General features: G+C 73.2%; 24 protein-coding genes, 2 tRNA genes, 1 other RNA gene and 2 pseudogenes. 14 read left to right on the top strand and 15 right to left on the bottom strand.

What is annotated here, in order from left to right:
- The first annotated feature begins 12 nt into the window (after positions 1-12).
- From ACZ7GZ_RS30330 to ACZ7GZ_RS30320, 3 genes are all read left to right on the top strand, one after another.
- Positions 13-1,257 (top strand): sensor histidine kinase, encoded by a 1,245-nt coding sequence (locus ACZ7GZ_RS30330; protein ID WP_471029022.1) that lies wholly within the window; start codon positions 13-15, stop codon positions 1,255-1,257.
- Entirely contained in the window at positions 1,254-1,868 is a 615-nt protein-coding gene (locus ACZ7GZ_RS30325; protein WP_471029020.1) for a response regulator, read from the top strand. The genes ACZ7GZ_RS30330 and ACZ7GZ_RS30325 overlap by 4 nt, the downstream gene beginning before the upstream one ends.
- A 23-nt stretch (positions 1,869-1,891) precedes the next feature.
- A tRNA-Gly gene (locus ACZ7GZ_RS30320) sits at positions 1,892-1,967 on the top strand.
- A gap of 47 nt (positions 1,968-2,014) precedes the next feature.
- On the opposite strand, the gene ACZ7GZ_RS30315 is transcribed toward ACZ7GZ_RS30320, so the two are convergent.
- The 6 genes from ACZ7GZ_RS30315 to ffs form a co-directional block, all read right to left on the bottom strand.
- Positions 2,015-2,914, bottom strand: a complete 900-nt coding sequence (locus tag ACZ7GZ_RS30315; RefSeq protein WP_471029017.1) for a phosphoribosylaminoimidazolesuccinocarboxamide synthase — start codon at positions 2,912-2,914, stop codon at positions 2,015-2,017.
- Positions 2,915-2,982: 68 nt separating this feature from the next.
- Complete coding sequence (locus tag ACZ7GZ_RS30310) at positions 2,983-4,479, bottom strand: N,N-dimethylformamidase beta subunit family domain-containing protein (RefSeq protein WP_471029016.1); 1,497 nt, start codon at positions 4,477-4,479, stop codon at positions 2,983-2,985.
- A gap of 199 nt (positions 4,480-4,678) precedes the next feature.
- Positions 4,679-6,517: a M48 family metalloprotease gene (locus ACZ7GZ_RS30305; protein ID WP_471029013.1), complete on the bottom strand. Its 1,839-nt coding sequence runs from the start codon at positions 6,515-6,517 to the stop codon at positions 4,679-4,681.
- 273 nt (positions 6,518-6,790) lie between these two features.
- Positions 6,791-8,047 (bottom strand): phosphoribosylamine--glycine ligase, encoded by a 1,257-nt coding sequence (gene purD, locus ACZ7GZ_RS30300; protein ID WP_471029012.1) that lies wholly within the window; start codon positions 8,045-8,047, stop codon positions 6,791-6,793.
- Between the two features lie 85 nt (positions 8,048-8,132).
- Positions 8,133-10,553 carry a DNA polymerase III subunit gamma and tau gene (locus ACZ7GZ_RS30295; RefSeq protein ID WP_471029011.1) on the bottom strand — a complete coding sequence of 807 codons (2,421 nt, stop codon included), beginning with the start codon at positions 10,551-10,553 and terminating at the stop codon, positions 8,133-8,135.
- Between the two features lie 60 nt (positions 10,554-10,613).
- An RNA gene (ffs, locus tag ACZ7GZ_RS30290) (signal recognition particle sRNA small type) lies at positions 10,614-10,708 on the bottom strand.
- Positions 10,709-10,805: 97 nt separating this feature from the next.
- Here ffs and ACZ7GZ_RS30285 point away from each other — a divergent pair.
- Positions 10,806-10,893 (top strand) — tRNA-Ser (locus ACZ7GZ_RS30285).
- A gap of 62 nt (positions 10,894-10,955) precedes the next feature.
- Here the strand turns inward: ACZ7GZ_RS30285 and ACZ7GZ_RS30280 are convergent.
- The 3 genes and pseudogenes from ACZ7GZ_RS30280 to ACZ7GZ_RS30270 all read right to left on the bottom strand — a co-directional run.
- Positions 10,956-11,109, bottom strand: a pseudogene (locus ACZ7GZ_RS30280) (site-specific integrase); the annotation flags it as partial.
- Position 11,110: 1 nt separating this feature from the next.
- Positions 11,111-11,563, bottom strand: a pseudogene (locus ACZ7GZ_RS30275) (transposase); the annotation flags it as partial.
- Between the two features lie 687 nt (positions 11,564-12,250).
- Positions 12,251-13,276 (bottom strand): PP2C family protein-serine/threonine phosphatase, encoded by a 1,026-nt coding sequence (locus ACZ7GZ_RS30270; protein WP_471029008.1) that lies wholly within the window; start codon positions 13,274-13,276, stop codon positions 12,251-12,253.
- 382 nt (positions 13,277-13,658) lie between these two features.
- Here ACZ7GZ_RS30270 and ACZ7GZ_RS30265 point away from each other — a divergent pair, with 382 nt between their 5' ends.
- The 3 genes from ACZ7GZ_RS30265 (at position 13,659) to ACZ7GZ_RS30255 (ending at position 15,913) form a co-directional block, all read left to right on the top strand.
- Positions 13,659-14,129, top strand: a complete 471-nt coding sequence (locus tag ACZ7GZ_RS30265) for a hypothetical protein (RefSeq protein WP_471029007.1) — start codon at positions 13,659-13,661, stop codon at positions 14,127-14,129.
- 179 nt (positions 14,130-14,308) lie between these two features.
- Positions 14,309-14,956: an L-threonylcarbamoyladenylate synthase gene (locus ACZ7GZ_RS30260; protein WP_471029006.1), complete on the top strand. Its 648-nt coding sequence runs from the start codon at positions 14,309-14,311 to the stop codon at positions 14,954-14,956.
- A 300-nt stretch (positions 14,957-15,256) separates the two neighbouring features.
- A complete protein-coding gene (locus tag ACZ7GZ_RS30255) occupies positions 15,257-15,913 on the top strand; it encodes a carbonic anhydrase (protein WP_471029004.1) in 657 nt (218 codons plus the stop codon).
- Positions 15,914-16,150: 237 nt separating this feature from the next.
- On the opposite strand, the gene ACZ7GZ_RS30250 is transcribed toward ACZ7GZ_RS30255, so the two are convergent.
- The 5 genes from ACZ7GZ_RS30250 to ACZ7GZ_RS30230 form a co-directional block, all read right to left on the bottom strand.
- Entirely contained in the window at positions 16,151-17,935 is a 1,785-nt protein-coding gene (locus ACZ7GZ_RS30250; protein WP_471029003.1) for a copper resistance CopC/CopD family protein, read from the bottom strand.
- Positions 17,936-18,138: 203 nt separating this feature from the next.
- Complete coding sequence (locus ACZ7GZ_RS30245) at positions 18,139-18,900, bottom strand: SDR family NAD(P)-dependent oxidoreductase (RefSeq protein ID WP_471029001.1); 762 nt, start codon at positions 18,898-18,900, stop codon at positions 18,139-18,141.
- On the bottom strand, positions 18,897-19,373 hold the full coding sequence (locus ACZ7GZ_RS30240; RefSeq protein WP_471029000.1) for a cupin domain-containing protein: 477 nt from the start codon (positions 19,371-19,373) through the stop codon (positions 18,897-18,899). Before ACZ7GZ_RS30240 ends, ACZ7GZ_RS30245 begins: the two co-directional genes overlap by 4 nt.
- Complete coding sequence (locus ACZ7GZ_RS30235; protein WP_471028998.1) at positions 19,370-19,969, bottom strand: GNAT family N-acetyltransferase; 600 nt, start codon at positions 19,967-19,969, stop codon at positions 19,370-19,372. Before ACZ7GZ_RS30235 ends, ACZ7GZ_RS30240 begins: the two co-directional genes overlap by 4 nt.
- Complete coding sequence (locus tag ACZ7GZ_RS30230; protein ID WP_471028996.1) at positions 19,962-22,112, bottom strand: penicillin acylase family protein; 2,151 nt, start codon at positions 22,110-22,112, stop codon at positions 19,962-19,964. Before ACZ7GZ_RS30230 ends, ACZ7GZ_RS30235 begins: the two co-directional genes overlap by 8 nt.
- A gap of 189 nt (positions 22,113-22,301) precedes the next feature.
- Here ACZ7GZ_RS30230 and ACZ7GZ_RS30225 point away from each other — a divergent pair, with 189 nt between their 5' ends.
- The 7 genes from ACZ7GZ_RS30225 to ACZ7GZ_RS30195 all read left to right on the top strand — a co-directional run bounded on the left by ACZ7GZ_RS30225 (position 22,302) and on the right by ACZ7GZ_RS30195 (position 25,938).
- The gene (locus ACZ7GZ_RS30225; protein WP_471028993.1) at positions 22,302-22,640 is read left to right on the top strand and encodes an integrin alpha; all 339 of its coding nucleotides are present in this window, start codon (positions 22,302-22,304) and stop codon (positions 22,638-22,640) included.
- A gap of 60 nt (positions 22,641-22,700) precedes the next feature.
- Entirely contained in the window at positions 22,701-23,303 is a 603-nt protein-coding gene (locus tag ACZ7GZ_RS30220) for an HhH-GPD-type base excision DNA repair protein (RefSeq protein WP_471028992.1), read from the top strand.
- An 89-nt stretch (positions 23,304-23,392) separates the two neighbouring features.
- On the top strand, positions 23,393-24,070 hold the full coding sequence (locus tag ACZ7GZ_RS30215) for an HdeD family acid-resistance protein (protein WP_471028991.1): 678 nt from the start codon (positions 23,393-23,395) through the stop codon (positions 24,068-24,070).
- 121 nt (positions 24,071-24,191) lie between these two features.
- Complete coding sequence (locus tag ACZ7GZ_RS30210; RefSeq protein ID WP_471028989.1) at positions 24,192-24,512, top strand: hypothetical protein; 321 nt, start codon at positions 24,192-24,194, stop codon at positions 24,510-24,512.
- 53 nt (positions 24,513-24,565) lie between these two features.
- On the top strand, positions 24,566-24,688 hold the full coding sequence (locus ACZ7GZ_RS30205) for a hypothetical protein (RefSeq protein WP_471028987.1): 123 nt from the start codon (positions 24,566-24,568) through the stop codon (positions 24,686-24,688).
- Between the two features lie 216 nt (positions 24,689-24,904).
- On the top strand, positions 24,905-25,201 hold the full coding sequence (locus tag ACZ7GZ_RS30200; protein WP_004943146.1) for a type II toxin-antitoxin system VapB family antitoxin: 297 nt from the start codon (positions 24,905-24,907) through the stop codon (positions 25,199-25,201).
- A gap of 104 nt (positions 25,202-25,305) precedes the next feature.
- Entirely contained in the window at positions 25,306-25,938 is a 633-nt protein-coding gene (locus ACZ7GZ_RS30195; RefSeq protein WP_471028986.1) for a LytR C-terminal domain-containing protein, read from the top strand.
- Positions 25,939-26,042: 104 nt separating this feature from the next.
- Here the strand turns inward: ACZ7GZ_RS30195 and upp are convergent, their stop codons facing one another.
- Positions 26,043-26,678: a uracil phosphoribosyltransferase gene (gene upp, locus ACZ7GZ_RS30190; protein ID WP_471028985.1), complete on the bottom strand. Its 636-nt coding sequence runs from the start codon at positions 26,676-26,678 to the stop codon at positions 26,043-26,045.

Here is a 26,678-nt window from a genome sequence, read left to right as displayed (position 1 = left end):
GGACGGGCGCGCATGGTGGGACGGATACGCGGGTGGCAGCAGCGGCACTGGGGGCGGCGGAGCAAGGCGGAGCGCGTCGAGCTGCAGAGCCTGATCACCTGGCACACCAGCATCTGGGTGTTCCCGCTCTGCTGGCTGCTTTTTCCCCTCACCACCGGGCTGCACCGGCAGCCCGTGCCGGTGGCCCTCGCCCTGCTGCTCATCGCCGTGAACCTGCTGCAGTGCGCCGCCGCCGGCCGGCTTCTGCGGCCCGCGCTCGACCACTTCCTCGGGCGCGCCGCACTCCCACCGCGTGCCCAGCGGGGGGCCGCCGTCCTTCTCGGCCTGGCGCTCGCGGTGACCGCGGCGCTCCACGCCGTCGGCGGGACCGATCCGTCCACCGCCCGGCTCGCCCTCGGGGCGGTGCTCACCACCTTCGGGATGCTGTACGCCCTCACCGTGCCGATCCGGCACTTCCTGGTCCGGTTCGGGGGCCTCTCGGTGCTGATCACGGCCGTCTTCGCGGTCCCGCGTCCCACCGGTCTCGGGGTGTTCGCCACCGGGACGACGACCGCCTTCGCCACCGGCTTCTCCCTGATCACCGGCCGTTGCGGCGCCTGGACCCTGTCCGTGCTCTGGGAGGCCGAACGCGCCCGGGAGATCGAGGCCCGGCTCGCCGTCGCGGAGGAGCGGCTGCGGTTCGGCCGGGATCTGCACGACGTACTGGGCCGGAACCTGTCCGTGATCTCGCTCAAGAGCGAGCTGGCCGTCCAACTCGCCCGGCGCGGGCGGCCGGAGGCCGTGGAGCAGATGATCGAGGTGCAGCGCATCGCGCAGGAGTCCCAGCGCGAGGTACGGGCCGTCGTACGCGGCTACCGGGAGGCCGACCTCGAGGCCGAACTCACCGGCGCCCAGGGGGTGTTGACGGCTGCCGGGATCGACTGCGAGGTCAGCGCGGAGACGACGGGGCTGCCCGTCGAGGTGCAGTCCGCGCTCGGCTGGGTGGTGCGCGAGGCGACCACCAACGTGCTGCGGCACGGGGACGCCGGGCGCTGCACGCTGTGGCTGCGGGTGCTCGAGGGGCACGCGGTGCTGACGGTGGAGAACGACGGGCTGCCCGGAACCCCCGACGGGGGTGGGGGTTCCGGGCTCACGGGACTGCGGGAGCGGCTCGCGGCCGTCGGCGGCACCCTGGAGGCGGGCGCGGTGCCCGAGGCCCGGTTCCGGTTGGTGGCCAAGGTGCCACTGCAGCAGAAAGTGAGTGAAGTCACGCTATGAGCACACCGGTACGGCTGTTGCTCGCCGACGACGAGCATCTGATCCGCGGCGCGCTGGCCGCGCTGCTGTCGCTGGAGGACGATCTCCTCGTCGTCGCGGAGGCGGCCAGCGGACCCGAGGCGCTGGCGATGGCGCGGGCCCACACACCCGATGTCGCCGTGCTCGACCTTCAGATGCCGGGCGCCGACGGTGTGAAGGTCGCCACATCCCTGCGGGCCGAACTGCCCGGCTGCCGGGTGCTGATCGTCACCGGGCACGGGCGGCCCGGCCACCTGAAACGGGCGCTCGCGGCCGGTGTGCGGGGGTTCGTCCCGAAGACGGTCAGCGCGCAGCGGCTCGCCGAGATCATCCGGACCGTGCACGCCGGAAGCCGTTACGTCGACCCGGAGTTGGCCGCCGACGCGATCTCCGCCGGGGACTCCCCGCTGACCGCGCGGGAGGCCGAGGTGCTGGAGCTGGCGGCCGACGGGGCACCGGTCGCGGAGATCGCCGAGCGGGCCGCGCTGTCCCCGGGGACCGTGCGGAACTACCTCTCCTCGGCCGTCACGAAGCTCGGTGCGGAAAACCGTCATGCGGCGGTGCGTCTCGCACGGGAGCGAGGTTGGGTATAGTTGCTCTCGCGCCACGGCGCAACGCGGACGTAGCTCAGTTGGTAGAGCGCAACCTTGCCAAGGTTGAGGTCGCGAGTTCGAGCCTCGTCGTCCGCTCCAGTAAGGCCCCCGGTCCCCCGGGGGCCTTTTGCGTTACCGCTGGAGGGTCATGACCAGCTCATACCGGTCAGCCGCTCGTACGCCTCCACGTACTTCTGCCGGGTCGCCTCCACGACCTCCTGCGGCAGCGGCGGCGGGGGCTGCTCGCTCTTGCGGTCCCAGCCGGACTCGGCCGAGGTCAGCCAGTTCCGGACGAACTGCTTGTCGTACGACGGCTGGGCGCGGCCCGGCTGCCACCGGTCGGCCGGCCAGAAGCGGGACGAGTCCGGGGTGAGGACCTCGTCGGCGAGGACGAGGGTGTCCCCGTCGAAGCCGAACTCGAACTTGGTGTCGGCCAGGATGATCCCCCGCTCGCGGGCGATGTCCCGGGCGCGGGAGTACACGGCGAGCGTGGCCTGGCGCAGCTGGGCGGCGGTCTCCGCACCGACCTGGCGGGCGACCTCCTCGTAGGAGACGTTCTCGTCGTGCTCGCCGACCTCGGCCTTGGTGGCCGGGGTGAAGATCGGGGCGGGCAGTTCGGAGCCGTCGACGAGGCCTTCGGGGAGGGCGAGACCGCAGACCGTACGGGACTCGTCGTACTCGACCAGGCCCGAGCCGGTGAGGTAGCCGCGGGCCACGCACTCGACCGGGACCATCCTCAGGGACCTGCAGACGAGCGTGCGGCCCGCCCAGTCGGCGGGGGCGCCCGCGGGCAGCTCGGTGCTGATCACGTGGTTCTGGGCCAGGTCGCGCAGCTGGTCGAACCACCACAGGGAGAGCTGGGTGAGGACACGGCCCTTGTCGGGGATCTCCGTGGGCAGCACCCAGTCGTAGGCGGACATGCGGTCGCTGGCGACCATCACGAGGTCGCCCGCCTCGTTCCGGTACAGCTCGCGCACCTTTCCGGTGTGCAGGTGCACCAGGCCCGGAACCTGAATCGGCTCGGGCTTTTCTACGAATCCGGACACGGTTCCTCCCCGTGGTTCTGTCCAATGGCTTGATTGTCCCGTATGGAACCCCCGAGCCGGACAGTGGGTCAGTCGCGTTTGCAGATGCGGTCCAGCAGGTTCGCCGTGGCGCGCTGGACACGGGGGTCGACATGGCCGGGGCGGTCCAGGGCCGGGGACCAGGCGAAGGTGCCGGAGGCGAAGACCCAGGCGCCGGAGGGGGCGCGGTAGAGGGAGGTCTCCTGGTGGCGCAGGGCGCCCTCGCTGTCGGTGTACGGGGAGTGGGCGAGCAGGATGCGCTCGTCGTGCTCGGGCAGCGGGGTGCGCGGGAAGTACCGGTCGGCCTCGCCGGCGACCAGACCCTGGATCTCGTCGCCCTCGTGCGCGCCCGTCGCCTCCCACAGCCAGTGGCCCGCGTTGCGGACGATCAGCGGGTGCGGCTCGGGCACGCGGCCCGCGTACTGGATGCCGACCAGCTGCTGCTCGGGCCGGTCGATCTCGCGCCACAGCACCGGCTTTCCGGGTCCCTTGCGTTTGCGGCAGGTCAGCAGCCGGTCCGGGACACCGGACGGGGACGGGCCCAGCTCCACCTGCCAGTACATGGTGTTGGCGGAGAGGAAGACCAGCGAGGTGCCCCGGTCCCGGGCGTCCTCGACGGCCCGGCGCATCGGCACCGACCAGTACTCGTCGTGGCCGGGAAAGACCAGGCCCCGGTAGCGGGCGGGGTCGACGCGGCCGGCGTGCAGATCGCGGGCGTCGGCGTAGGCGAGGTCGTAGCCGTAGCGCTCGGCCCAGCGGATGAAGTCGTAGGCGTGCCCGACGTGCAGGGGCAGGCCCGCGCCCGCGTAGGGGCGGTCGAAGGAGACCGTGGTCGCCGCGTCGGCCTCGCCGAGCAGCCGGCCCTGCTCGTCCCAGGCGTGGTAGAGGCTGGCGCCGGTGCGGCCGTCCTCGGGGTACAGGTTGTACGCCTGCCAGGTGATGTCCGGCAGCAGCAGGAGCAGGTCGGCGGGGTGGTCGTCGCGGATCGTGAACGGCACGTGGGAGCGGTAGCCGTCGGCGGTGGTGAGGACGGCCACATAGGCGCCGACGCGCCAGTGGGAGGGCACCTGGAGGCGCCAGGACAGCCACCAGTGGTGGCAGGAGACCGTGCGGTCGGCGGCCAGCGGCGGGAGCTGGACGATGCCGGACAGCCGCGGGCTGGTGGTGATCTTGGAGGCGCCGTCGCCGCCGTAGTGGCCGATCCGGTAGACGTCGACGCTGAACTCCTGGGGCGGGTCGACCGTGACGTGGAAGTCGATCGCCTCGCCGGGCCTGACCGCGCCGGTGGAGGTGAAGCCCTTGATCTGGCGGTGCACGTCGTCGGCCGCGCGGGGACCGGTTCCGCCCGCACGCGGCGCGGGCACCCGGGGCCTGCCGTCGGTGATCTGCTGCGGGCTCGGGTCGACGTACCAGGGCACGACGTGACCGGTGTCGTCGAAGTAGCTCTCACTGCCGCGCAGCCAGGGCAGCGGGCCCTGGCCGAAAGGATCCGTGACGGCGTGCGCGAGCGCTCCGGACTCCCAGCGCCGAATGTGGTCCGAGGCCATGGCCGTCCCCTCCCTCATGCCCCCGTGTCGTCCTGTCTCGGTGGTGCTCGACGTGCTCGGCGGTACGCCCCGGCTCGGCCGTGCTGTCGTATGTCGCACGCCTTTGCCAGGTGCGTGGTCGCTCCCAGCACATCACATAACGCACGGGCTCGGTCACTAGTCGTTGCGAATTGACCTGAACTGGAAGACAAGGCTCCCGTCAGACGAGCCGTACGGGCTTCTCGGGGCGTATCCCGGACGCGGCCAGCCAGTCGCGCAGCGGGCCCGGATCGCCCTCCTCGACCAGGCTGAGCACCCTGGGCGTGAGGTCGGCGGCACGCTCGCCGCCCAGCAGCAGGGAGGGGCCGTCCAGCCAGTCCAGGGCGGGAAGCGCCCCGGCGGTGTCGACGGCCGCGCAGCACACCATCGCCGTGACGTGGTCGGTGAGCAGATCGCGGGCGGTGCGCGGGGGCTGCAGCGGGAACAGCGGCAGCCCGCCGTCGTCCCACAGGGCGCTCTCGGGGCTCCGGCCGGTGGCGGTCGCGCCCCCCGGGACGGCCTCCTCACGGGCCAGCGCGGCGCTCAGACCGGCGGCGAGGGTGGCGCTGCGCTCCGGCTGCGGCGCCTCGGCTGCGCCCTCGCCTTCGCCTTCGGCGGGATCTTGGTTGCCCACCGCACCCATGCGGCTTTCGCGGTCGGGTACGGGCGGCCCCTGCGGGGTGGTCTCGCCGTCGGCGGCTTGCGGGTCGGTCGCCGGGGATTTCCGTACGGCCGCTTCCGGGGCGGGCTCGGTGAGGTGGTCCAGGACACGGGCCAGGGTGGGGCCGCCGGGGTGGGGGGCCGCGGGATCGAGCGAGGGGCGAACGCCGAGGGAGTCCAGGACGCGGTGCAGACGAGCCGCGTCGGCGCGCCAGGTGCGGTCCACGACCTCCTCCGGATACGCCTGCCAGTCCACCGGCGCCCAGTCGGGGCCGGACTCCGCGGGGCCGCCGTGGAAGAGGCGCGCGGCAAGCAGCGAGGCGGCCTCGTCCACCGCGCCGGGCTCTTCCAGCAGGTCGCAGGCGGGGCGCTCGCCCAGCCGGGAGGTGAAGCCCTCGGCCAGGCGGTCGCGGCGGGACAGCTCGGTGAGTGCCGCCACCACGCCCGCGTCCAGCCCGGAGGGCCAGCGGCCCATCCGCCAGGCGGGCAGCGCGACCCGGGTCAGCAGCCGGTCCCAGCCGGCGTAGGCGAGGCCGACCTGCTCCTGGGCGACGATCCTGAGGCCGTAGTCGACGGTCTGGGCCCGCTCGGCCGCCGCCGCGGCGACCCCGCGCTCCATCTGCGTCGCGTGCTCCCGGCAGCCGCGCAGCAGCAGCCGGGCCACCCAGCCGAGGGCCGCGCACCCGCCCCGGACCAGCGGGCAGCGGCCCGGTGTCGAGGCGACCGCGACCGCGGCGTCCAGGCCGCGCACGAAGCGCCGGGCGGCTGCTATGTCGGGGTGCGCCGAAGGGCCCGTACCGGCGATGACCGGGGCGAGGACCGCCCGCAGTTCGCCGACCCGCATCCACCACAGGAACGGGGAGCCGATGACGAGCACCGGCGCGACCGGGATCCGGCGGCGGCCCGGGCCCGCTATCTCGTCGCGCGCCGGGCGCGGAGGCGGGCCGTGGGCCGCGTGGGTGCGGTCCTCCAGCCAGCTGTCGCAGTCCGGGGTGAGCGCTATGGCCGAGGGGGCCGGTACGTCCAGGCGCTCGGCGAGGTCGCGCACCATCCGGTACAGGTCCGGGGCGGACTGCTCCGGGATCGGCACCGTCGGGCTGACGGCGGGGCGGGCCCGGGCCACGACCAGGGCGATGCCGGCGGCGGTCAGCAGCACCAGCACGGCGAGGACGCCCACGGCCCAGCGGGCGGCGTCCCAGCCCCGGCCGACGAAGTGGCCGGTGGACACGCCGGTCAGCAGGATCACCGCGGCAGCCGCGGGCAGCAGGGCCACGCCCAGCGCGCGGCCTCTGACCCGCAGTACGGCGAGGGCCCGGGAACGCGCGGCCTGCGCGCCCGCCTCCGCACCGATTCCGGTCACGTGCCGACCTCACCCCCTCGCTGCCGATGCCGTGCCGACCTGGTGGTGCTCACTCCCCCACTGTGGCACCCGCCGCTGACATCGCAATGCCGGTGGGCCAAGTGCCGGAACGCTTGCGCGGCACCCTAGTTGGGGCCCTGGCCCCCGTCAGCTGTATGGGCGATTGCTCACTCGATGGAATGGCTTTGGTCAGAGGTGGGTGACAGACAGCAAAGACCAGGCCCCGGATTCGAAATCCGGGGCCCGGGGTCGTGCTGGCGGCAGGAGGGCAGGTCAGGCGCCTGCCTGCGCCGCCTTCGCGGCGATGTCGGTGCGGTGCTGCGAGCCGTCCAGACGGATCCGGCCCACCGCCCGGTACGCCCGCTCGCGCGCCTCGGTCAGGTCCTTGCCGGTGGCGGTGACGGACAGCACGCGCCCGCCCGCGCTGACAACGGCGTCGCCGTCCCGCTTCGTCCCGGCGTGCAGGACGTACGCGTGCGGGGCGTCCTCGGCGGCCACCTCGTCCAGACCGGTGATCGGGTCACCGGTGCGGGGTGTGGCGGGGTAGTTGTGCGAGGCGACGACGACGGTGACGGCCGCGTCGTCGCTCCAGCGCAGGGGCGGCAGATCGGCGAGGTTGCCGGTGGCGGCGGCCGTCAGAAGGCCGGCCAGCGGGGTCCTCAGGCGCGCCAGCACGACCTGGGTCTCGGGGTCGCCGAAGCGGGCGTTGAACTCGATGACCCGCACGCCGCGGCTGGTGATCGCCAGGCCCGCGTAGAGAAGGCCGGAGAAGGGGGTGCCGCGGCGGCGCAGTTCGTCCACGGTCGGCTGCAGGACCGTCTGCAGCACCTCGTCGACCAGCTTCGGCTCGGCCCACGGCAGCGGCGAGTACGCACCCATGCCACCGGTGTTCGGACCCTCGTCACCGTCCAGGGCGCGCTTGAAGTCCTGTGCGGGCTGGAGCGGTACGACCGCCTCGCCGTCGGTGATCGCGAAGAGGGACACCTCGGGGCCGTCGAGGAACTCCTCGATGACCACGCGTTCGCACGCGGCGGCGTGGGCCTTGGCGGCGTCCAGGTCATCGGTGACGACGACGCCCTTGCCGGCGGCGAGGCCGTCGTCCTTGACGACGTAGGGGGCACCGAAGGCGTCGAGGGCCTCGGCGACCTCCTCGGCCGTCGAGCACACGTACGAGCGGGCGGTCGGTACCCCGGCCGCCGCCATGACGTCCTTGGCGAAGGCCTTGGAGCCCTCCAGCTGCGCGGCCTCCTTCGAGGGGCCGAACACCGGGATGCCCGCCGCGCGGACGGAGTCGGCCACACCGGCGACCAGCGGGGCCTCCGGGCCGACGACGACCAGGTCGGCACCGAGGCCGACGGCCAGCTCGGCGACCGCCTTGCCGTCGAGCGCGTCGACCGGGTGCAGCTCGGCGACCTCGGCGATGCCGGCGTTGCCGGGGGCGCAGTGCAGGGCGGTGACGTCGGGGTCGAGGGACAGGGAGCGGCACAGGGCGTGTTCGCGGGCGCCGCCGCCGATGACGAGGACCTTCACGGGGTCAGCCTAATGGCAAGGTTGCCGAAGACCGGGGGCCGGGTTTGCTGGACTTTCCTCCAAAGGCACCCCGTGCTGGTCCGGTCTACTCGTTGGAGAACTCCTCCACCACCGTGGCCCCCAGCTCCTTGACGATCAGTTCGTGGCCGGAGAGGGCCGACTCGTCGAGGTCCGGGTCGTCGTCCTCGGGGATGTCGTCCTCGAGGGAGACGGGCGGCGGCTCAGGGGCGGCCACGGGGCGCGGGGCGGGTGCGGCAGGACCGGCCGCGGGGCCGGACTGCGCGGGTGCGGCCGGCTGTGGGACCGGCTGGGAAGCCGCGGGACGGGATGCGGCGGGGGCGCCGTAACCACCGCTTCCGGCGGACGCGCCGCCGTAACCGCCTCCGCCGCCGAAGCCACCGGTGGGCGTACCGGTGGGCGCAGGTGCGGACCCGCCGCCGGACGGGTCGACGACCGCCTCGATCTTCCACTGCACGTGGAACTGCTCGGCCAGCGCCGCCCGCAGCACGTCCTCGCTGCCGCTGCCGGCGAAGTTGTCCCGGGCACCGGCGTTGACGAAGCCGAGCTGGAGGGTGGTGCCGTCGAAGCCGGTGACCTGGGCGTTCTGGCTGAGCAGGATCCAGGTGAAGCGGCGGCGGTTCTTGACCGCCTCCAGGATGTTCGGCCAGAGCACACGCGGGTCGAGGCCGCCGGCGGGGGCGGCCGCTGCCGGAGCCGGTGCGGGTGCCGCCGGAGCGGCGGGGGCCGTCTGCGCCGGGCCGCCCGCCTGGTGCTGAGGCGCGGCGGGCGCCCGGCCGGGGGCCTGGTCCTGCTGACCGCCCGCGGGAGCCGCGGCCGTGGGCCAGCCACCGGGGCGCCGGCCGCTTCCGGCGGCAGCGGCGGTGGGCCAGGCGCCGGGAGCGGCGGGGGGCGGGGCGGAGGCACCGGCCGGGTCCGGGGAGGCGGCGGGTGCGCCGGGGGCGCTGGACGGCGGCACCGGGGCCTGGTCGGCGGCGGGGGCGGGGGCGGGGGCCGTCGGGGCGGCCGGTGCCGGAGCGGGGGCGGGCGCGGTGGGGAGCGTGGGTGCTGGGGCGGCCGGAGCCGAACCGCCGGCACCGGCACCGCCGGCACCGGGACCGCCGGTATCGGGACCGCCTGCACCAGGGCCGCCCGTGCCGGGTGCCCCGGCCGCCGGGACGTTGGACGCGCGTACGGCCGCGCGGGCCGCGGCGGGGCCGCCGCCGGGCGGCACGGGGGCACCCGCGGGCGGTACGGGGGCGCCGCCGGGCGATGCCGGGGCACCGGCTGTGTGGGCCTGGGGCCCGGGCACGTACCCCACGGCGGGCGCACCCGCACCGCCCGAGAAGTTGACGCCGCGTTCGAGACGGTCGAGGCGGGCCATCACGGACCGCTCGTCCCCGTACGCGGCGGGGAGCAGCACGCGCGCGCAGATCAGTTCCAGCTGGAGGCGGGGCGAGGTGGCGCCGCGCATCTCCGTCAGGCCCCCGTTGACGAGGTCGGCGGCGCGACTCAGCTCGGCGGCGCCGAAGGTGGAGGCCTGGGCCTGCATGCGCTCCAGGACGTCGGCCGGGGCGTCGAGGAGCCCCTTCTCCACCGCGTCCGGAACAGCGGCGAGGATCACCAGGTCGCGCAGCCGCTCCAGCAGGTCGGCGACGAACCGCCGCGGGTCGTTACCGCCCTCGATGACACGGTCCACGACCTCGAAGGCCGCGGCCCCGTCCCCGGTGGCGAAGGCCTCGACGACGGAGTCGAGCAGGGATCCGTCGGTGTAGCCGAGGAGGGAGGTGGCCATGGCGTAGGTCACACCCTCTTCCCTCGCACCGGCGAGGAGCTGGTCCATGACGGACATGGAGTCACGCACGGAACCGGCGCCGGCGCGCACGACGAGGGGCAGCACACCGTCCTCGACCGGGATGGTCTCCTTCTGGCACACCTCGGCGAGGTAGTCCCGCAGGGTGCCGGGCGGAACCAGCCGGAAGGGGTAGTGATGGGTCCGGGACCGGATGGTGCCGATGACCTTCTCGGGCTCGGTGGTGGCGAAGATGAACTTCAGATGCTCCGGCGGCTCCTCGACGACCTTCAGCAGCGCGTTGAAGCCGGCCGACGTGACCATGTGGGCCTCGTCGATGATGTAGATCTTGTACCGGCTGCTCGCGGGGCCGAAGAAGGCCTTCTCGCGCAGCTCACGGGCGTCGTCCACGCCACCGTGGGAAGCGGCGTCGATCTCGATGACGTCGATCGAACCCGGTCCGTTCCTGGCCAGGTCCCGGCACGACTGGCAGTCCCCGCAGGGCGTCGGCGTGGGACCTTGCTCACAGTTCAGACAGCGGGCGAGGATCCGCGCGCTGGTCGTCTTGCCGCAGCCGCGCGGACCGCTGAACAGGTACGCGTGATTGACCCGGTTGTTCCGCAGCGCCTGCTGCAGCGGGTCGGTGACATGCTCCTGCCCGATGACCTCGGCAAAGGTCTCCGGGCGATAGCGGCGGTACAGCGCGAGAGACGACACGCATACGAGGTTATAGGCGCCCACTGACAACCGGCCCCGCCCGCGGACGCCCCCGGGAACGCAAGGGCCCCCCACGCACCCGCCAGAGCCGACCTACCCTTGCTGCCTTCCGGCCCTGGGGGAGTTCAGTCAGATAGCGCCGCGTGAGGGGCTGCGCCCACAGTACCCGATCGCGGCCCGCGGGCTGCAACGGATACGGGCCTGCGAGAACGGGTTCGCGAGCACTCCCCTCGGTCATGTAATGTTTCCGGCGGAGGATTCGCCTAGAGGCCTAGGGCGCACGCTTGGAAAGCGTGTTGGGGGCAACCCCTCACGAGTTCGAATCTCGTATCCTCCGCCAGTGCCTCACCGGGCACGATGTCGAAGGGCCCCACCGTTCGCGGTGGGGCCCTTCGACGTGTCTCAGCTCTCGTTGTCCTGGTTTTTGTCCACAGGGGGCGTTTCCGAAGGTCCCCAGATGGCATCGGCGATCTTCCGGGCTACGTCCTTGAGCATGGCGCCCGGCACGTGGAGGTACCGCGCCCGCGTGCTTGCGGAGGTGCGGCTCCCACCCCATGGAAGGCGGCGACCTGCTCGTCCAGATGCTTGGCCATCGCGGAGACCTGGGACTTCGACAACTGCGTGACTCCGAGGGACTCGGCGAGTTTCTCGACGCGGCGGGTGGAGACGCCGAGCAGGTAGGCGGTGGCAACCACCGAGATCAGGGCCTGCTCGGCACGGCGCCGTCGTTCCAGGAGCCAGTGCGGGAAGTAACTCCCGGACCTGAGCTTGGGGATGGCGAGTTCGACGGTGCCGGCCCGGGTGTCCCATTCGCGTGGGCGATATCCGTTGCGGTGGTTGACCCTCTCGTCGCTGACCTGCCCGTATTCGGCGTTGCACAGGGCGTCGGCCTCGGCGGACATGAGGGCGTCGGTGAACGTCTTGACCATCGCGCGCAGCAGATCAGGACTCGCCGCGGCGAGGTTGTCTTCCGCGAGGGCGTGCAGGGGCAAACTGTCTGGTGCGGTCATCGTGCTGATCTCCTTCGAGCCTTCGACATCTCGAAGATCAGCCGGTGGCCGTTCTTGTATCCGGACACTCACTCCGACGCCGGGGCAAACGCCCGGATCAGGTGGAAACCGGTACACCACTTCTCAGGACGCAACCCGCGGTGCCGGCCCTTCGCTGAACCACGGGGATCTGTTCGAATGGTGTCCTGATCACCGAAGCATGATGGATCTCAGGCGGCGGGAGGCTCCTCTTCCCGAGCAGCGCATCCAGGAGCTTTCCCATAACAAGCGCCTCCACGAATCACGGAGGTTCGGGCTCTCTTCAAGGCTATGCCTCGTCAGGAGCGCTGACGAGACGGGGAGTGTCGAACCGGATCAGAAGAAAGCGTGTTGGGGGCAACCCCTCACGAGTTCGAATCTCGTATCCTCCGCAGCCGCCCAGCTGGGCAAACGAAGGTCCCGACCGGAATCCGGTCGGGACCTTCGTCGTGTCGTGGTCTCAGTTTTGGTCTCAGTTGACGTGGTCGGACCGGGGCGGACCTCGGTGGACAGTGATCTGGTGCACGGTCCATGCGGGGGGCGACGGCGTTCGCTGATGGCGGGCAGCCGCGATGTGGCGGGTGGTCGCCGCGGAGTCCCGCACAACAGTCGCGAAACAGCCCCGTCAGTGGCTTCGGGCGAGCAGCACAACCGGGGCCGCGATCTCGATCACTTCGGTGCCGCTGATCCCGGCGCCCAGGCCACGCAGTCGGCTTCCTCGTCCAGCCGGTCCACGAGGATCATCGCCACATCGTCGGCCAAGCGGCCCTCGGTGTGATGGAGCAGTTGCTGATGCAGGCGTTCCAGGAACTCGCCAGGGGTGTCGGCGTGCATCCCTTCCATGGCCTCGGGCAGCGGGAAGAAGGCATTGTCCCGATCGCGGGCTTCGACCACGCCGTCGGTGTAGAGCAGCAGACGGTCACCAGGCAGGAACGGATAGCTTTCGGACTTGGCGGGTGGACCGCTGACGAGGTCTTCCAGGCCGAAGGGCGGCAGCGGGCTGGTGGGCACCAGGGCGTGAACCCTGCCCTGGTGAAGGATCAGCGGCGGCGGGTGGCCGCGGTTGACGAGCCGCACCACGGCTTCGCCTGGCGGCACCTGGGCCATGAGCGCGGTGGTGAACCCCTCCATCAGGGCGGTTTCATCGAACGCGCCCGGCACGGCGGCTTCCCTGTGCAGCGCAGCCGCGCAGTGGTTCATGACCTCCATCGGGTCATCCTCATAGTGCGCGGCTTCCCGGAAGGCGCCCAGCACCACGGCCACCGCGCGCATGGCTCTCAGCCCCTTGCCCCGCACGTCCCCGACGATCATCCGCACGCCGTACCGGGTCTGGACGGCCTCGTACAGATCACCGCCGACTTGCGCACCGGTCCCGGCCGCCAGACACAGGCTGGCCGCCCGTACCGGCCCCAGCCGCACGGGGACCGGCCGCAGGATGACCTCCTGGGCCGCCACCGCGATCCGCCGGACCTGATCCAGCTCGGTACGTCTGCGCCTGGCGATGGCCTTGCTCGTCATGACTCCGGCCACGGACACCAGCAGAATGGCCAAAAGGTTGGTGTAGACCTGCTGGGTGCCCCATGCCTGGTTGTAGGTGGCGGTGGTCACGCTGACGGCCAGCGCGAGGACGGCCGCCGAAACGGTGCCCTTGGGGCCCATCGTCACCGCGGCCAGCGCCGGCGTCGCCGTCAGCACAGGGCCGGTGTACAGGAAGTGCTCCGGCGACAACTCAATCGCGACGACGCTCAGAGCGAGCACGAAGGGGACACACCGCGCGAGCGTGAGGAGAACGCCGCCGAAGCCGTCCGCTCCTGGGCGAGGAAACGAGCGGAAGAGTGACCGCATGCATTCAGCCTGCCTTGGTGCAGCTCAATGCTCCACTTGCGCTCTCACGAAAATTGCGCAGCCCATGGCCGCGCCCGGAGTCGGTGCCGCCGCTTCCACCGTCCCCGCGGGAAACGCCGCTCAGCAGGGCCCGGGAATTCGCCGCCGCACTGCATGCAGCCCCGTGCGTCGGCACACTGGCCGCCATACTCGGCACGTCCGCCTGACGGCAGGATCGCCCACTGCGGCGACCTTGCGACAGCTCGACGCACAGCAGAGCGAACTGCAGTTGTTACGCCGCGCGCTGGGTCCCTCTGGTGGCTGGTGGCTGCGCGGGCGCGTCGAGGGCATCGTCCCCGTCCGCACCGCCTGCCGCGTCGATCAAGCAAGCCCGGCCGGAGACGAGGTACACCTGCGCCTCAGCGACAGGAGCAGTACAGGGGCCGAACTGGCCGTCGACCATGTGCTGGCCGCCACCGGCTACCGGCTCGACGTGGATGCCCTTCCCTTCCTCAGGCCGCCGGTGCGCCAGGCGCTGGCCCGCGTGCCGGGCGCTCAGGCACCACGCCTGTCCGGCGCGTTCGAGTCCGGCCTGCCGGGGCTGTACTTCACCGGCTCCCTTGCCGCGCCCACGTTCGGCCCGATGCTGCGCTTCGTGGCCGGCACCGAGTTCGCCGCCCGGCGGATCACCCAGCACCTGGCACGGCACGCCATGCACCACTGAAGTCCGCCACGCAAGCGTTCGCCGGCCTCCTGCGGTGAACGACTGTGCGACGGCGCATGCCCGGTCACCTGTACGGGTGCCGCTGCCGCAGCCTGGGCACGCGGGCCGGGCGGTGCCCATACCCTGCCGGAGTGAGCGAGAAGCCGCGGGCGCAACGCCCGATGGGAGGAAGGACGGCCATGGCCCGTCGCTACGACTGCTCCACGCTCTCCGGACGGGCCGAGGGACTGCGCGAGGCAGCCGTGGCGGTGCGCCGGGGCGAGCTGGTGGTGATGCCCACGGACACCGTGTACGGCATCGGCGCCGACGCCTTCAACCGCGACGCGGTGGATGATCTGCTGCGGGCCAAGGGCCGGACGCGCGCGATGCCCTCACCGGTTCTGGTCGCCTCCGCGAAGGCCCTGCGCGACCTGGTCGCCGACTTCCCCGAGCAGGGCTGGGCCCTGGTGGAGGCGTTCTGGCCGGGCGGGCTGACCCTGGTCGCCCGGCACCAGCCGTCGCTGGACTGGGACCTCGGCGAAACCCACGGCACGGTCGCGGTCCGGATGCCGTCCCATACGGTGGCGCTTGACCTGCTGGCCGAGACCGGACCGATGGCGGTCTCCAGCGCCAACCTGACCGGGCACCCCTCGCCCCAGGACTGCGACGCCGCCGAGAACATGCTCGGCGACTCGGTCGCCGTCTACCTGGACGGCGGCCCCACCCCGGCTGCCGTCGCCTCCTCGATCGTGGACCTCACAGGTCCGGCACCCGTCCTGAAGCGCGCGGGAGCAATCAGCGCCGACCGACTGCGCACCGTGGTGCCCGACCTGCAGTCCAGCTCCTGATTTCGCCCGGCGATGAAGGCAAGCGGTGATCGGCGTTGTGAACGGCGTAGTGGCGCACGGCGAACAGAACGTCGTCGGCAGAGCGCGCAGCACGCTGCGCAGGTGCCCGGCGGAGGGCAGCCCGCACGGCCCGAGCCGGCACGCCGCGAACTCAGCGCTCCGGGTTGGAAGCCGCCGGCGCCCGGCGCCCCGGTGTGCCCGGCGACACGACGACGTTCGCTCGCCCAGCGGCCGCCGGAACCTCGCCGGTGTGGCCCACTGCACGCTGTGGCGAGCCGGGCCTCGTCGTAGCCTGCCGCCATGACTGACATCCTCCCTCCGACTCCCACTCCGTCCGAGGCCGTCGACCTGCTGCTGGCCGGCAACCAGCGATTCGTCGCGGGTACACCGCAGCACCCGAACCAGGACGCTGCACGGCGTGCCGAGACGGCACCCGGACAGCGCCCGTTCGCGGTGCTCTTCGGCTGCTCCGACTCACGCCTGGCCGCCGAGATCGTCTTCGACCGGGGTCTGGGCGACCTGTTCGTGGTCCGCACCGCCGGCCACGTCGCGGGGCCAGAGGTGCTGGGCAGCATCGAGTACGGCGTCAGCGTGCTGGACTGCCCGCTGGTGGTGGTGCTCGGCCACGACTCGTGCGGAGCGGTTGCCGCCACCCGCGCCGCCCTGACCGACGGCCTGGGCGCCACCGGCTACGTACGCGACGTCATCGAACGCGTCACGCCCAGCGTGCTTGCGGCCCACGCCGCCGGGCTCACCTCGGACGACGACATCATCGCCGAGCACATAAGGCACACCGTCGACCTCCTCCTGGACCGCTCCCGGGTCCTCGCCGACCAGGTCAGCAGCGGACGGACCGCCGTCGTCGGCCTGTCCTACCGGCTGGCCGACGGCAGCGCCCGCCTCGTCACGGCCCGCGGTCTGGAGACGGAAGCAGCCACCCCCGCCCCCAGCGCCTGAAGACCGGGGGTCAGTCGCGTGGTGGGCTGCACCGAGCGGCGCAGCCCACCCCTTCAACGTCGAACTTGTGCACGTCAGTTTCAGACTCCGGGCCCCGTTGGAACGCAAAGTAGTAGACAAGGCAACCGGCAAGCCGGTGGGCGCCCTGGTCTCCACTCCAGCGGCGAGCGGTCGCGTGCCATGGGCGAGTTCGTGCGGAGGCGTCGGACCTCGTACGCGCTCCGCTGAAGGTTCGGCCTATCCCGTCACCCGCACCGGTGCCGCCACCGTCACCTGGTCCACCTCCGACACCCGTACCGTCACCTTCATCGTCCAGGTGCCCGGCAGGGGGAGGTCGAAGGAGTCGGCCGCCCAGTAGCCGCCCCGGTCGGTGACCCTGGTGTTCAGGGGGCCGATCCGCCGGCTGGGCAGGGTGAAGGTGACCCGCACTTCGGGGACCGAGGACAGGCCGCCGTCGGGACCGTAGACCACCGCCTGGACGGAGGTGCGGCCCACGCGGCCCGGGTCCAGGGTGACCTGGACCTTGCCGTGGCCGCCGGGGGTGCCGACGTCGAAGGGGACGGTGGTGACGTAGGCCGTCGGGATGCCGCTCGCCGGTGCCGCGGTCTGCGTGGTCCCGGCGGCCTCGGTGGCCGTCCGGCCGGGCACCGTGCTCGTCAGGAGGGTCGTCAGGGCCAGCACCACCACGCCGACGGCCGCCTCCGCCAGCACCGAGCGGCGCAGGAGGTGGACGGGGGGCTGCGGGGGCGGGGCGGAGGGCTCCGGCGGGAGCGGGGGGCCCATGGCCGGTTCGGGGACGCGGGCGGGCGCCGTCTGGTTCGCTCGGGCCTGCGTCAGGCGGGTCGTCCAGGTGCGGGAGCAGGCCGCCGCCAGCAGGAGCGCGGTGACCGCCGCCAGTTTGGCCAGCAGGGTGCGGCCGTACGTCGTGTCCGTGAGCGCCTGCCAGGAACCGAGGCCCCGCCAGGACTGGTAGACACCGGTCAGGACCAGGACCGTCACCGAGGCGGAGGCCAGGCGGGAGAAGCGGGCCGGGACCGAGACCGGGAGGGCCGGCGTGCGGTGCAGCACCCTCAGCAGCGCGGCCAGGCCGCCCAGCCAGGCCGCCATGGCCAGCAGATGGAGGGTGGCGGAGGTGATCGCCAGCGGGACCTGGAGGCCCGCGGAGGCGTGTTCGGCCGCCGACCAGGTCAGGGCGAGGGGCAGGGAGAGGGCCGCGGCCACGGCGAGGGTGGAGCGGCGCGGAAGCCTTGTGCGGCGGGCCCTCAGCAGCGCCATGGCGGCTGCCGCCAGGAGCAGGAGCGCCAGCCGGGCGAGCAGCAGTGCGCCCGGGCGGGTCGTGGCCGCGTGCGCGAGAGCGCGCAGGGAGAGGGCCCGCGCGGGGGAGGTGCCCTCCTCGTAGGGGGTGCGCAGGACGAACAGGGCGGCCGTCGAGGCGAGGAGGGTCCAGGCGGCGGCCAGGGCGGGGGCGCGCAGGGGGGCTGCCGCCGGCGGACGGCAGTACGCCACGAACGCGGCGGTGCCGAGGAGGAGGGCCAGGCAGAGATAGGCGAGCCAGCGGGCGATGTTGTACAGCGCCTCCGTGGTGGGGTTCTCCGTGGCGTCGGGGACCGGGGTCACGGTCGTCGCCGTGCGCTTGCCGACCGAGAAGGTGAGCGCGCCGGACACCGGGTGGCTGTCGGCTGACACCACCCGCCAGGCGACCGTGTAGGTGCCGGTGGCGAGCCTGGCGGGCAGGGAGACGCGGGCCGTGTCCGAGCGGCCGGGGGCGTGGCCGGCGTCGCCCGTGCGCACCCGGTGGTTGCGGGGGTCGTAGACCCGGAAGGAGTCGGTGAGCAGGCCGACCGACTCGGTGAAGGTCAGGGTGACGTGCCGGGGGGCCGTGCGCAGGACGCTGCCGTCGCCGGGGTCGCTCGTGCGCAGGGCCGCGTGCGCCGACGCGGGGGCCGCCGTGCCGAGCAGAAGGAACAGGAGGCCCGTACAGAGCAGGGTCAGCCTGCGCCACCGCCGGTGTGCCTCGCGCACCTCGTCCCTCCCTCGCCGCGTGAACTCCGCATGAGCGCGTGCCTCCGCATGAGCGCGTGCCTCCGCATGAGCGCGTGCCTCCGCATGAGCGCGTGCCTCCGCATGAGCGCGTGCCTCCGCATGAGCGCGTGAACTCCGCATGAGCGCATGCCCCGGTACGAGCGCGCGCCTCTGTATGAGTACGCAGAGACCGGGCGGAGTGCTCACCACGTCGGGCGGGCCGAGACGCCGCCGTCCACGGTCAGGTCGTGGCCGGTGATCCAGCGCGCGAGCGGCGAGGCCAGGAACACGCAGGCGTCGGCCACGTCCTCGGGGCGGCCGAGGCGGCCGGTGGGGGCGGCGGCCAGCCAGCGGCGTACGCCGTCCGGCCAGGCCTGAGCCAGGCCCTCCCGGTCGATCAGGCCGGGCGAGACGGTGTTGACGCGGATGCCGTCGGGCCCGTACTCCAGGGCGGCGGCCCGGGCGTGCATGACGACCGCCGCCTTGGCCGCGCTGTAGTGGGCGTGGCCGGGGGCGGGACGGGCGGCCTCGATGGAGGCGATGTGGGTGACGGTGCCGCCGCCGTGGGCGCGCATGTGCGCGGCTGCGGCCTGGGTGCAGGCGAAGACGCTGGTGAGGTCGGTGTCGACGACCGTGCGCCACTCGTCCGCCGTCATCCCGGGCAGGGGCTGTACGGGCTGCACGGCCGCGTTGTTGACGAGGGCGGTGAGCCGCCCGCCGGACCAGTCCGTGGTCTCCCGGATCAGGCGGTGGCAGGCGTCCTCGTCCGTCAGATCCGCCCGGAGTACGACGGCCTCGCCGCCCGCCTCCCGGATTCGGGCGGCCACGCCGGCCGCCGCGTCCACCGCCGTACGGCAGTGCAGGGCCACGGCCGCGCCCTCCTCGGCGAAGCGCAGCGCGATGGCGCGGCCGATGCCTCCGCCCGCGCCGGTCACCAGGGCGGTCTGTCCGTCGAGCAGGCTCATGGGCGGCACAGTTCCGCGATCCGGGCGGCCTCGGCCGGGTAACGCGCCGTGAGACCGGCCGCGGTCCCGTGCTCGTAGTCCGCGTAGGTGAATCCGGGGGCCATCGTGCAGCCGAAGAACGCCCACGCGCCGCCCGGCGCCACCCGCGCGCCCATCCAGGTGCGGGCCGGCACGGTCAGCTGGACGTGCTGCCCGGACAGCGGGGCGGGGCCGAGGACTTCGGTGCGGGCGGTGCCGTCGGGGGCGAGGAGCAGGAGATGGAGGGGGTCGCCGAGGTAGAAGTGCCAGATCTCGTCGGTGGGCAGGCGGTGCAGGGCGCAGAAGTCGTCCGCGGTCAGCAGGGCGACGATGGCGGTGCCCTCGGGACGGCCGTCGGGTCGTCCGGGGCCCTGCCAGGTCTGGCGGAACAGGCCGCCCTCGCGGGGGATGGGTTCGAGGCCGTAGTGGGCGATCAGCTCGTCGGGCGTCGTCACGCGGGGAAGGCTACCCGGCGTTCCAGGAAGGCGAGTTGGGCGTGCTTCTCCGGCAGGTACACGTCGGGGATGTCCACCTCGGGCAGGACGACCGCCGGGCCGCGTACGAAGCCCTGGCGTTCGAAGCGGGCGATCGCCCTGGTGTTGCGCACGTCCGGGTCGACCACCAGCCGGTGCCGGTCCGGGGTGCGCAGCGCGAACCTCGTCATCACGGTCAGCAGGGCGGAGGTCCACCCTGGCCGGGGTCCGTCGGGGCCGGCCGGGCCGAGGAGGACGTGGACGCCGAGGTCGCCGGGGAGGACGTCGTAGCACTCGCCGACCCGGTCCGCGGCCGGCTCGTACGTCTGCAGCAGGGCCGCCGGTGCGCCGTCCTTGGTGACGAGGTGGGCGTGGTGGGTGTCGAGGCCGGCCATGTGGGCGTAGACGTCGGCGACCTGGTCCCGGGTGAGGCCGGTCATGCCCCAGAAGAGGGCACGTTCCTCGCTCACCCAGCCGTGGACGACATCCGCGTCGGACGCCGGGTCGAGGGGACGGACACGGACGGTGCCGAAGCCGTCGACGTGCTGTTCGAAGGCTTCCCCGGAGCGGTCAGTCATGGGTTTCCTCGGTGCGTTCCAGCAGGGTCAGCAGGGCCCAGTCGGTGACGACGGGGGCCAGTTCCCCCTTGAGCCACAAGGGGAGTTGGTCACGGTGGTGGGGGGTGCCGGGGACGCCGTCGGCGCCGAAGGGGACCACCCAGCGGCTGGCCGCCCGGTCGGCCAGGTCCCAGACGTACCGGGCGGCCGGACCGCGGGCCGCGCGGTCGGTGAGGCCGGGGACGGCGGAGGTGCACAGCACGCAGTCGTGGTCACCGGCGAGCCCGGGTTCCGGGTCCCCCGGTGCCTTGGGGAGTGCGCGCCAGGGGGCGAGGCGGTGGGTGGTGGCCCAGGTGCCGGCCGGCTGCTCGGCGGCCACCTCCTCCAGGGCCGCGCGGACGACCGCCGGACGGTCGACGCCGTACAACTCCTCGGCGCGCAGCAGGTGTTCCAGGGCGTAGCCGATGCGCGGGACGAGGGCCAGCCAGGGCAGCAGGACCTCCGGGTAGGCCGGGGGCTCGGCGAGCGGGGCGAACACCGGGTGGGCGGCGAGACGGCGTACGACCGCGGAGCGTACGGCCGCGTAGCCGGCCGCGTCGGTGCTGTCGGCGTCCATGCGGCGGTTCCAGGCGAGCAGGCGGCGCCGCAGGCGGGCCGCTCCGGGGCTGAGGCCGTCGAGGGCGGCGAGGTGGTCCAGCAGGGGCGCGGCGGAGGCGAGATGGGTGTCGGTGTGGATCGCGGGCATGCCGTCGGCGGTCCAGGTGGGGCGCGCGTCGAGGAGGGCGCGGATGCGGTCGGCGCGGTGCGGTGGGGCGAACTCGACGCCGAGGGTGGCGGCGGCGCCCCGCTGGTTGGCCATCACCGCGATGCCGTCCCGCACGGGCGCGTACGGCGTCCCGTGCCAGCCGTGCCAGTCGTGCCCGGGGTGCCAGGCGGGTACGGGGTGGAGGCGGTTGGCCCGGGCGCGCACGGGGACGCGGCCCGCGACGCGGTGGAGGGTGCCGCCCCGGGTGTCCGCGGCCTGGACGACGTTGACGGGCTCGGCCCAGGCGTCGAGGGCACGGTCGATGTCGGCGACGGTGCGGGCCCTCAGGAGCGGGAGGAGCGCGCTGAAGCCCAGGTCTGCCGTGACGCGGGGCGGATGGCGCAGAGCCAGCGCCTCGGCTTCGCCTTCGGCGGGGTTCTCAGCGTCGGCGGCTTGCGGGCCGTACGCCCGTGTCGGCGTGGTGCCCGCCGCCAAGCCCTCCGGGCCCCCGGCGATCACCGGCCCCCGGTCCGTCTCGATCACCTCGATCCCGATCGGCGCCTCCCCCGCGATCCCGACCGTCTCCGTGTGCCGCGCGGCCCGGTGCCAGTGGCCGTCCGGGCCGAGGGCCTGGACGCCGGCGCCCGTGCGGCGCAGGCGTTCGCGGTACAGGTCCTGGTAGTCGGCCATGGCATTGGTGATGCCCCAGGCGACCGTGCCGGTGTGGCCGAAGTGGGCGATACCGGGGACGCCGGGCACGGCCAGGCCGATGACGTCGAACTCGGGGCAGGAGAGGCGGATCTGCTGGTAGACGCCGGGGTCCTCGATGAAGCGGTGCGGGTCGCCGGCGATCAGGGCGTGGCCGGAGGCGGTACGGGCACCGGTGACGAGCCAGCCGTTGCTGCCGGCGGTGCCGGGGCCGTCGGTGGCGAACAGGCCGACGGCGTCGGGGCCGAGGTGCCGTAGCGCCTGCTCGCGCCAGAGCTTGGCCGGAAAGCCCGCGAAGAGGAGGTGGGTGGCGAGCCAGACGCCGAGCGGGGTCCAGGGCTGCCAGCGGCCGGGGGCGAGGCCTACGCGGGTGAACTCGGCGGCGCGGCGCGCGCCGTCGGGCAGGCCCGCGTTGACGCCGCCGACGTACGTGCGGACCCAGTCGGCCGTTTCGGGGTCCCGGCTCTCCAGCGCGGCGAAGCAGCGGCGGGCGGTGTCGTCGAGGCGGGCGCGGCGGGCGAGGACGTCCCAGGACAGGGCGCCGGCGCCGAGGAAGGAGGCCGAGGTGCCCTGGGAGCGGTGGCGCTCGACCTCCAGTTGCCAGGCGCGGTCCAGTGCGGTCACCCGGCCCTGGGCGTGGGCCAGTTCGCGGGTGCTGGAGGCGCGCAGGTGGGGGATGCCCCAGGCGTCGCGGTAGGTCTCGGTGGTCACCCGGAAAACCCCCTTGTTTTAGGTAAGCCTTGCCTAAGTTTCAGTGATGGGGGAATCGTACGCGAGCTGTGGCGGCACGACGGTCCGGGGGGCGGCGGGGGCGGCGGGCCGGGGGCCGTACCGGCAGGCGTACAACCATTCGGGTACTTCGCGGGTCGAGTGGGGCGTCCGTTACCAGTGGGGGATTCAGTGCGCAGAGTTCTCACCGCGGGCGCCGTGTTCGCCGCGGTCGCCGCCGTTCCGCTGACCCCGGTGGCATCCGCATCCGCCGCCGCGCCCTACAAGGGGGCCAACACCGCCACCGTCCAGGACGACTTCAACGGGGACGGGTACCGGGACGTCGCGATCGGCGCCCCGGACGCCGGGAACGGCAGCGTGACCAAGGCCGGCGCCGTCGTCGTGCTGTACGGCTCGGCATCGGGAGTGAACGGCTCGGTCGCCCTCTCCGGCAAGAGCGCCGGCCTCACCGTCGGCTCCACCGACACCCGCTTCGGCGCCGCGCTGCCAAGCACCGGCGTGACCCGGTAGCCGGCGGGCGCCCGGTCCGGCCGGGCGGCGGGCGGATCCCGGGCGAGGCATGATCGAAGCATGGACGTCACGCTGCACCTCGCCCAGGATCCCGAGGCCGACGCGCTCCTCGGGCGCAGCCCGCTCGCCGCGCTGACCGGGATGCTGCTGGACCAGCAGATCCCGATGGAGTGGGCGTTCAAGGGGCCCCGGACCATCGCCGACCGGCTCGGCGCCGGAGCCGACGGGGACCTCGACGCCCACGACATCGCCGCGACGGACCCGGAGGCCTTCGCGGCACTGCTCGCCCAGAAGCCGGCCGTGCACCGCTACCCCGGCTCGATGGCCAAGCGCATCCAGCAGCTGTGCCAGTACCTCGTCGAGCACTACGACGGGGACGCCGAGGCGGTCTGGCGGGGCGTCGGCAGCGGCGCCGAGCTGCTGAAGCGGCTGGAGCAACTGCCGGGGTTCGGCAAGCAGAAGGCGCAGATCTTCCTCGCACTGCTCGGCAAGCAGCTGGGAGTCACCCCCAAGGGCTGGCGGGAGGCTGCGGGCGCGTACGGCGAGCCCACGTCCTTCCGCTCCGTCGCCGACATCACCGGACCCGAGTCGCTGGCGAAGGTCCGCGCGCACAAGCAGGAGATGAAAGCGGCGGCAAGAGCGGCGAAGGCCTCCGACAAGTAGCGGGGTACGGGACGCGAGGACTCCCCGGACATCACCCGGCCGGCCCCTCCCCGCTCGCACCCGCCGCCCGGGCGGTCCAAGCATGGACCATGACCGAGGCACCCAGCAGTGGCCCGGAATGGGGCCGTGAGTACGACGACCAGCGCGCCCACGCGGCACAGCCGCCCGGCGGGCCGCACACCCGCCACGAGCCCGAGCCGCCGTTCGAGGGTCCCCTGCACGCCCTGTCCCGGGCCGCCTGGCAGGTGGTCCTGGTCACCGGGATCGCCTCGCTGATCCTCGGCATCCTGGTCCTCGTCTGGCCCGGCTCCTCCCTGCTCGCCGCCGGCGTCCTCTTCGGCCTCTACCTCGTGATCAGCGGCGTCTTCCAGCTGGTCTCCGCGTTCGGCACGCACAAGACGACCTCGCTGCGCGTACTGGCCTTCATCAGCGGCGCCGTGTCGATCCTGCTCGGCCTGTTCTGCTTCCGCGGACCCATGCAGTCGATCCTGCTGCTCGCCCTGTGGATCGGCATCGGCTGGCTGATCCGCGGGATCACCCAGACTCTGGCCGCCCTGCACGACTCCCGGACGCCCGCCCGGGGCTGGCAGATCTTCCTCGGGATCATCACCTTCATCGCCGGTATCGTGCTGATCGACTCGCCGTTCCGGTCGGTCGCCGTGCTGACCCTGATCGGCGGCATCTGGCTGGTCGTCGTGGGGATCACCGAGATCGTCACCGCGTTCGGCATCCGGGGCCGGGCCAGGGCGGTCCCGCGGACGCTGTGACACCGGCGGGTCCCGCGGGCCCTGTGACCGGGCGTCAACCGCGCGCCCCGTTCCTACGCCGAGCGGGCGGATCTCGCGTCCCGCATGCTGCATGCGCCACCGCCCCGGGGACACACCCGCTGTGAGCAGGACCGCGAGCCGTCCCCGCAGCCGAACCCGGCTGCGGGTGCTCGTACTGCTCCTCGCCCTGTGGGTGCCCGGCGTCCATGCGCAGGCCCAGGCGGCCCCCGCGCTGGGCGTGTCGGCCGAGACCCTCGAGCACGACGCCTTCGACATGCTCGTACGGCCACCGGCCCGTGCCGTCCACCGGGCCGACGTACCCGAGCGCCCGGCCCCCCTCGCCGACCCGGCGCCCGCCCGGCCGACGGTCCGGACGTGCCCCGCCGCGCCACGGGTGCCCTACGCCCCGTCCCTGCTGCGCACGGTGGTCCTGCGCTGCTGACAGACCCGCGTCCCCCGCGATAGGTCGGTCGGCTCGACGCAAGGAGCACAGCCATGCCCAAGGATCCCTACGCCGTTCTGCGCGCCCTGCTGCGCGCGGAGGCCAGACGTGCGACGGCGCCCAGGCCGGAGCAGAAGGAGGAACCGCAGCGACCGCCCGGGCGACAGGGCCGCTGAACCGGTGCCGGCGGGGGCGGGCCACCGCCTCCGCCGGACGGTGCCGCACGGCCCGGCCGAACGGGGGAATTCGGCCGGGTCCTTGCTCCGGCGCACCGCCAAAGCCCGCGATGCACCGCGATAGCAACCCGCATGTCCCTTTTGCGGCATCTTTTCAGGTGCCACACTCCGCCGCCATGGCTGCGCCCGGAACGTCTTGACCGGTAGGCTTTCCGTGTGATCTTCAAGCGCATCGGAAACGGCCGGCCGTACCCCGACCACGGCCGGGAAAGCACCCGGCAGTGGGCGGACGTCGCGCCGCGCCCGGTCCGCCTCGATCAGCTCGTGACCACCAAGCAGCAGCTCGACCTGGAGACCCTGCTGGCGGAGGACTCGACGTTCTACGGCGACCTCTTCGCGCACGTCGTGAAGTGGCAGGGCGACCTCTACCTGGAAGACGGGCTGCACCGCGCGGTCCGCGCCGCCCTCCAGCAGCGCCAGGTGCTGCACGCACGGGTGCTCGAACTCGACTGACCCGTCACGACACGGCCGTTGGCCTTGACCCTTTCGGGTTCCGCTGAGCGGCATCTACTGATCATCTAATAGGCATCGCCGCCCAGGCGCACTACGCTGCGCCCATGAGCATGCTGACTCCTCCGGGCATGGGCGGCCAGTACCGGATCACGGGGGACAAATACCCGCGGATGCGTCCGCCGCGCCGACGCGGCAGGCTCGTGGCCGCTGTGGTGGCGTCCGCCGCGGTGCTCGGCCTGCTCGGCTGGGGCACCCTGCAGCTCATCGACGTCTTCACCGGCGGCAAGAAGGGCACGGTCGCCTCCGCCAAGGCCGGGTGCCGGACCAAGGCCGCGCCGGCGGCCCAGGTCAGGGCCGTGCCCAAGCCCGGCGACATCACGGTGAACGTCTACAACGCCACCCAGCGCACCGGGCTCGCCAAGGACACAGCGGACGCGCTGAAGAAACGCGGCTTCACCATCGGCGACGTGGGCAACGCGCCCAAGGAGTTCGACAAGAAGGTCAAGGGCACCGGGATGCTCCTCGGCCCGGCCGACGCCCGGAACACCTCGCTGGCGGTGCTCGCGACACAGCTCTCCGGCGCCGAACAGCGCGCCACCACCGGCCGCAAGGGCGCCGCGGTGGATCTGATCATCGGCGACGCGTTCAAGGGCCTGACCCAGCCGGCGGCAGCGGAGCAGGCGCTGACGGCCCTGACCGCACCGCAGCCAACGGCATCTACGAAGAAGAGCTGCTGACGAGCGCCCCGGAAGGGGCGCGGGGAACTGCGCGACAAGCCACAACGCACCCGCACCCGCACCCGCACCCGCCGGACAAACGGCACCCCGGTAGGCGCGGCACTCTACTCAGCCGCGCCGTACAGGCGATCCCCCGCGTCCCCCAGCCCCGGCACGATGTACCCGTGCTCGTTGAGGTGGTCGTCCACCGCCGCCGTCACGACCGTCACCGGCGTCCCGGCCAGCTCCCGCTCCATGACCTCGACACCCTCGGGAGCCGCCAGCAGAACCACGGCGGTCACGTCGTCCGCACCCCGCTTGATCAGCTCCTGGATCGCCGCGACCAGCGTGCCGCCCGTGGCCAGCATCGGGTCCAGGACGTACACCTGGCGGCCCGAGAGGTCCTCCGGCATGCGCGAGGCGTAGGTGGAGGCCTGCAGCGTCTCCTCGTTGCGGATCATGCCCAGGAAGCCCACCTCGGCGGTCGGCAGCAGCCGGACCATGCCGTCGAGCATGCCGAGGCCGGCGCGCAGGATCGGCACGACCAGCGGGCGCGGGCGGGCGAGCTTGACGCCGGTGGTCCGCTCGACCGGCGTCCGGATGTCGACGGCCTCGGTGCGCACGTCCCGCGTGGCCTCGTAGGCGAGCAGGGTGACCAGCTCGTCGGCCAGCCGGCGGAAGGTCGCGGAGTCGGTGCGCTGGTCGCGCAGCGTGGTGAGCTTGTGAGCGACCAGGGGGTGGTCGACGACATGGAGACGCAT

Source organism: Streptomyces sp. NPDC037288, from assembly GCF_055603265.1.
This window is presented reverse-complemented; position numbering and strand designations above follow the sequence as displayed.

Bases quoted from the DNA above. Each gene is read 5' to 3' on its own strand.
- ACZ7GZ_RS30330 (WP_471029022.1), top strand. From the start codon at position 13: ATGGTGGGACGGATACGCGGGTGGCAGCAGCGGCACTGGGGGCGGCGG.
- ACZ7GZ_RS30325 (WP_471029020.1), top strand. From the start codon at position 1,254: ATGAGCACACCGGTACGGCTGTTGCTCGCCGACGACGAGCATCTGATC.
- ACZ7GZ_RS30310 (WP_471029016.1), bottom strand. From the start codon at position 4,479: ATGGCCTCGGACCACATTCGGCGCTGGGAGTCCGGAGCGCTCGCGCAC.
- ACZ7GZ_RS30260 (WP_471029006.1), top strand. From the start codon at position 14,309: ATGGCCCGTCGCTACGACTGCTCCACGCTCTCCGGACGGGCCGAGGGA.
- ACZ7GZ_RS30255 (WP_471029004.1), top strand. From the start codon at position 15,257: ATGACTGACATCCTCCCTCCGACTCCCACTCCGTCCGAGGCCGTCGAC.
- ACZ7GZ_RS30245 (WP_471029001.1), bottom strand. From the start codon at position 18,900: ATGAGCCTGCTCGACGGACAGACCGCCCTGGTGACCGGCGCGGGCGGA.
- ACZ7GZ_RS30235 (WP_471028998.1), bottom strand. From the start codon at position 19,969: ATGACTGACCGCTCCGGGGAAGCCTTCGAACAGCACGTCGACGGCTTC.
- ACZ7GZ_RS30220 (WP_471028992.1), top strand. From the start codon at position 22,701: ATGGACGTCACGCTGCACCTCGCCCAGGATCCCGAGGCCGACGCGCTC.
- ACZ7GZ_RS30215 (WP_471028991.1), top strand. From the start codon at position 23,393: ATGACCGAGGCACCCAGCAGTGGCCCGGAATGGGGCCGTGAGTACGAC.
- ACZ7GZ_RS30205 (WP_471028987.1), top strand. From the start codon at position 24,566: ATGCCCAAGGATCCCTACGCCGTTCTGCGCGCCCTGCTGCGCGCGGAG.
- ACZ7GZ_RS30195 (WP_471028986.1), top strand. From the start codon at position 25,306: ATGAGCATGCTGACTCCTCCGGGCATGGGCGGCCAGTACCGGATCACG.
- upp (WP_471028985.1), bottom strand. From the start codon at position 26,678: ATGCGTCTCCATGTCGTCGACCACCCCCTGGTCGCTCACAAGCTCACC.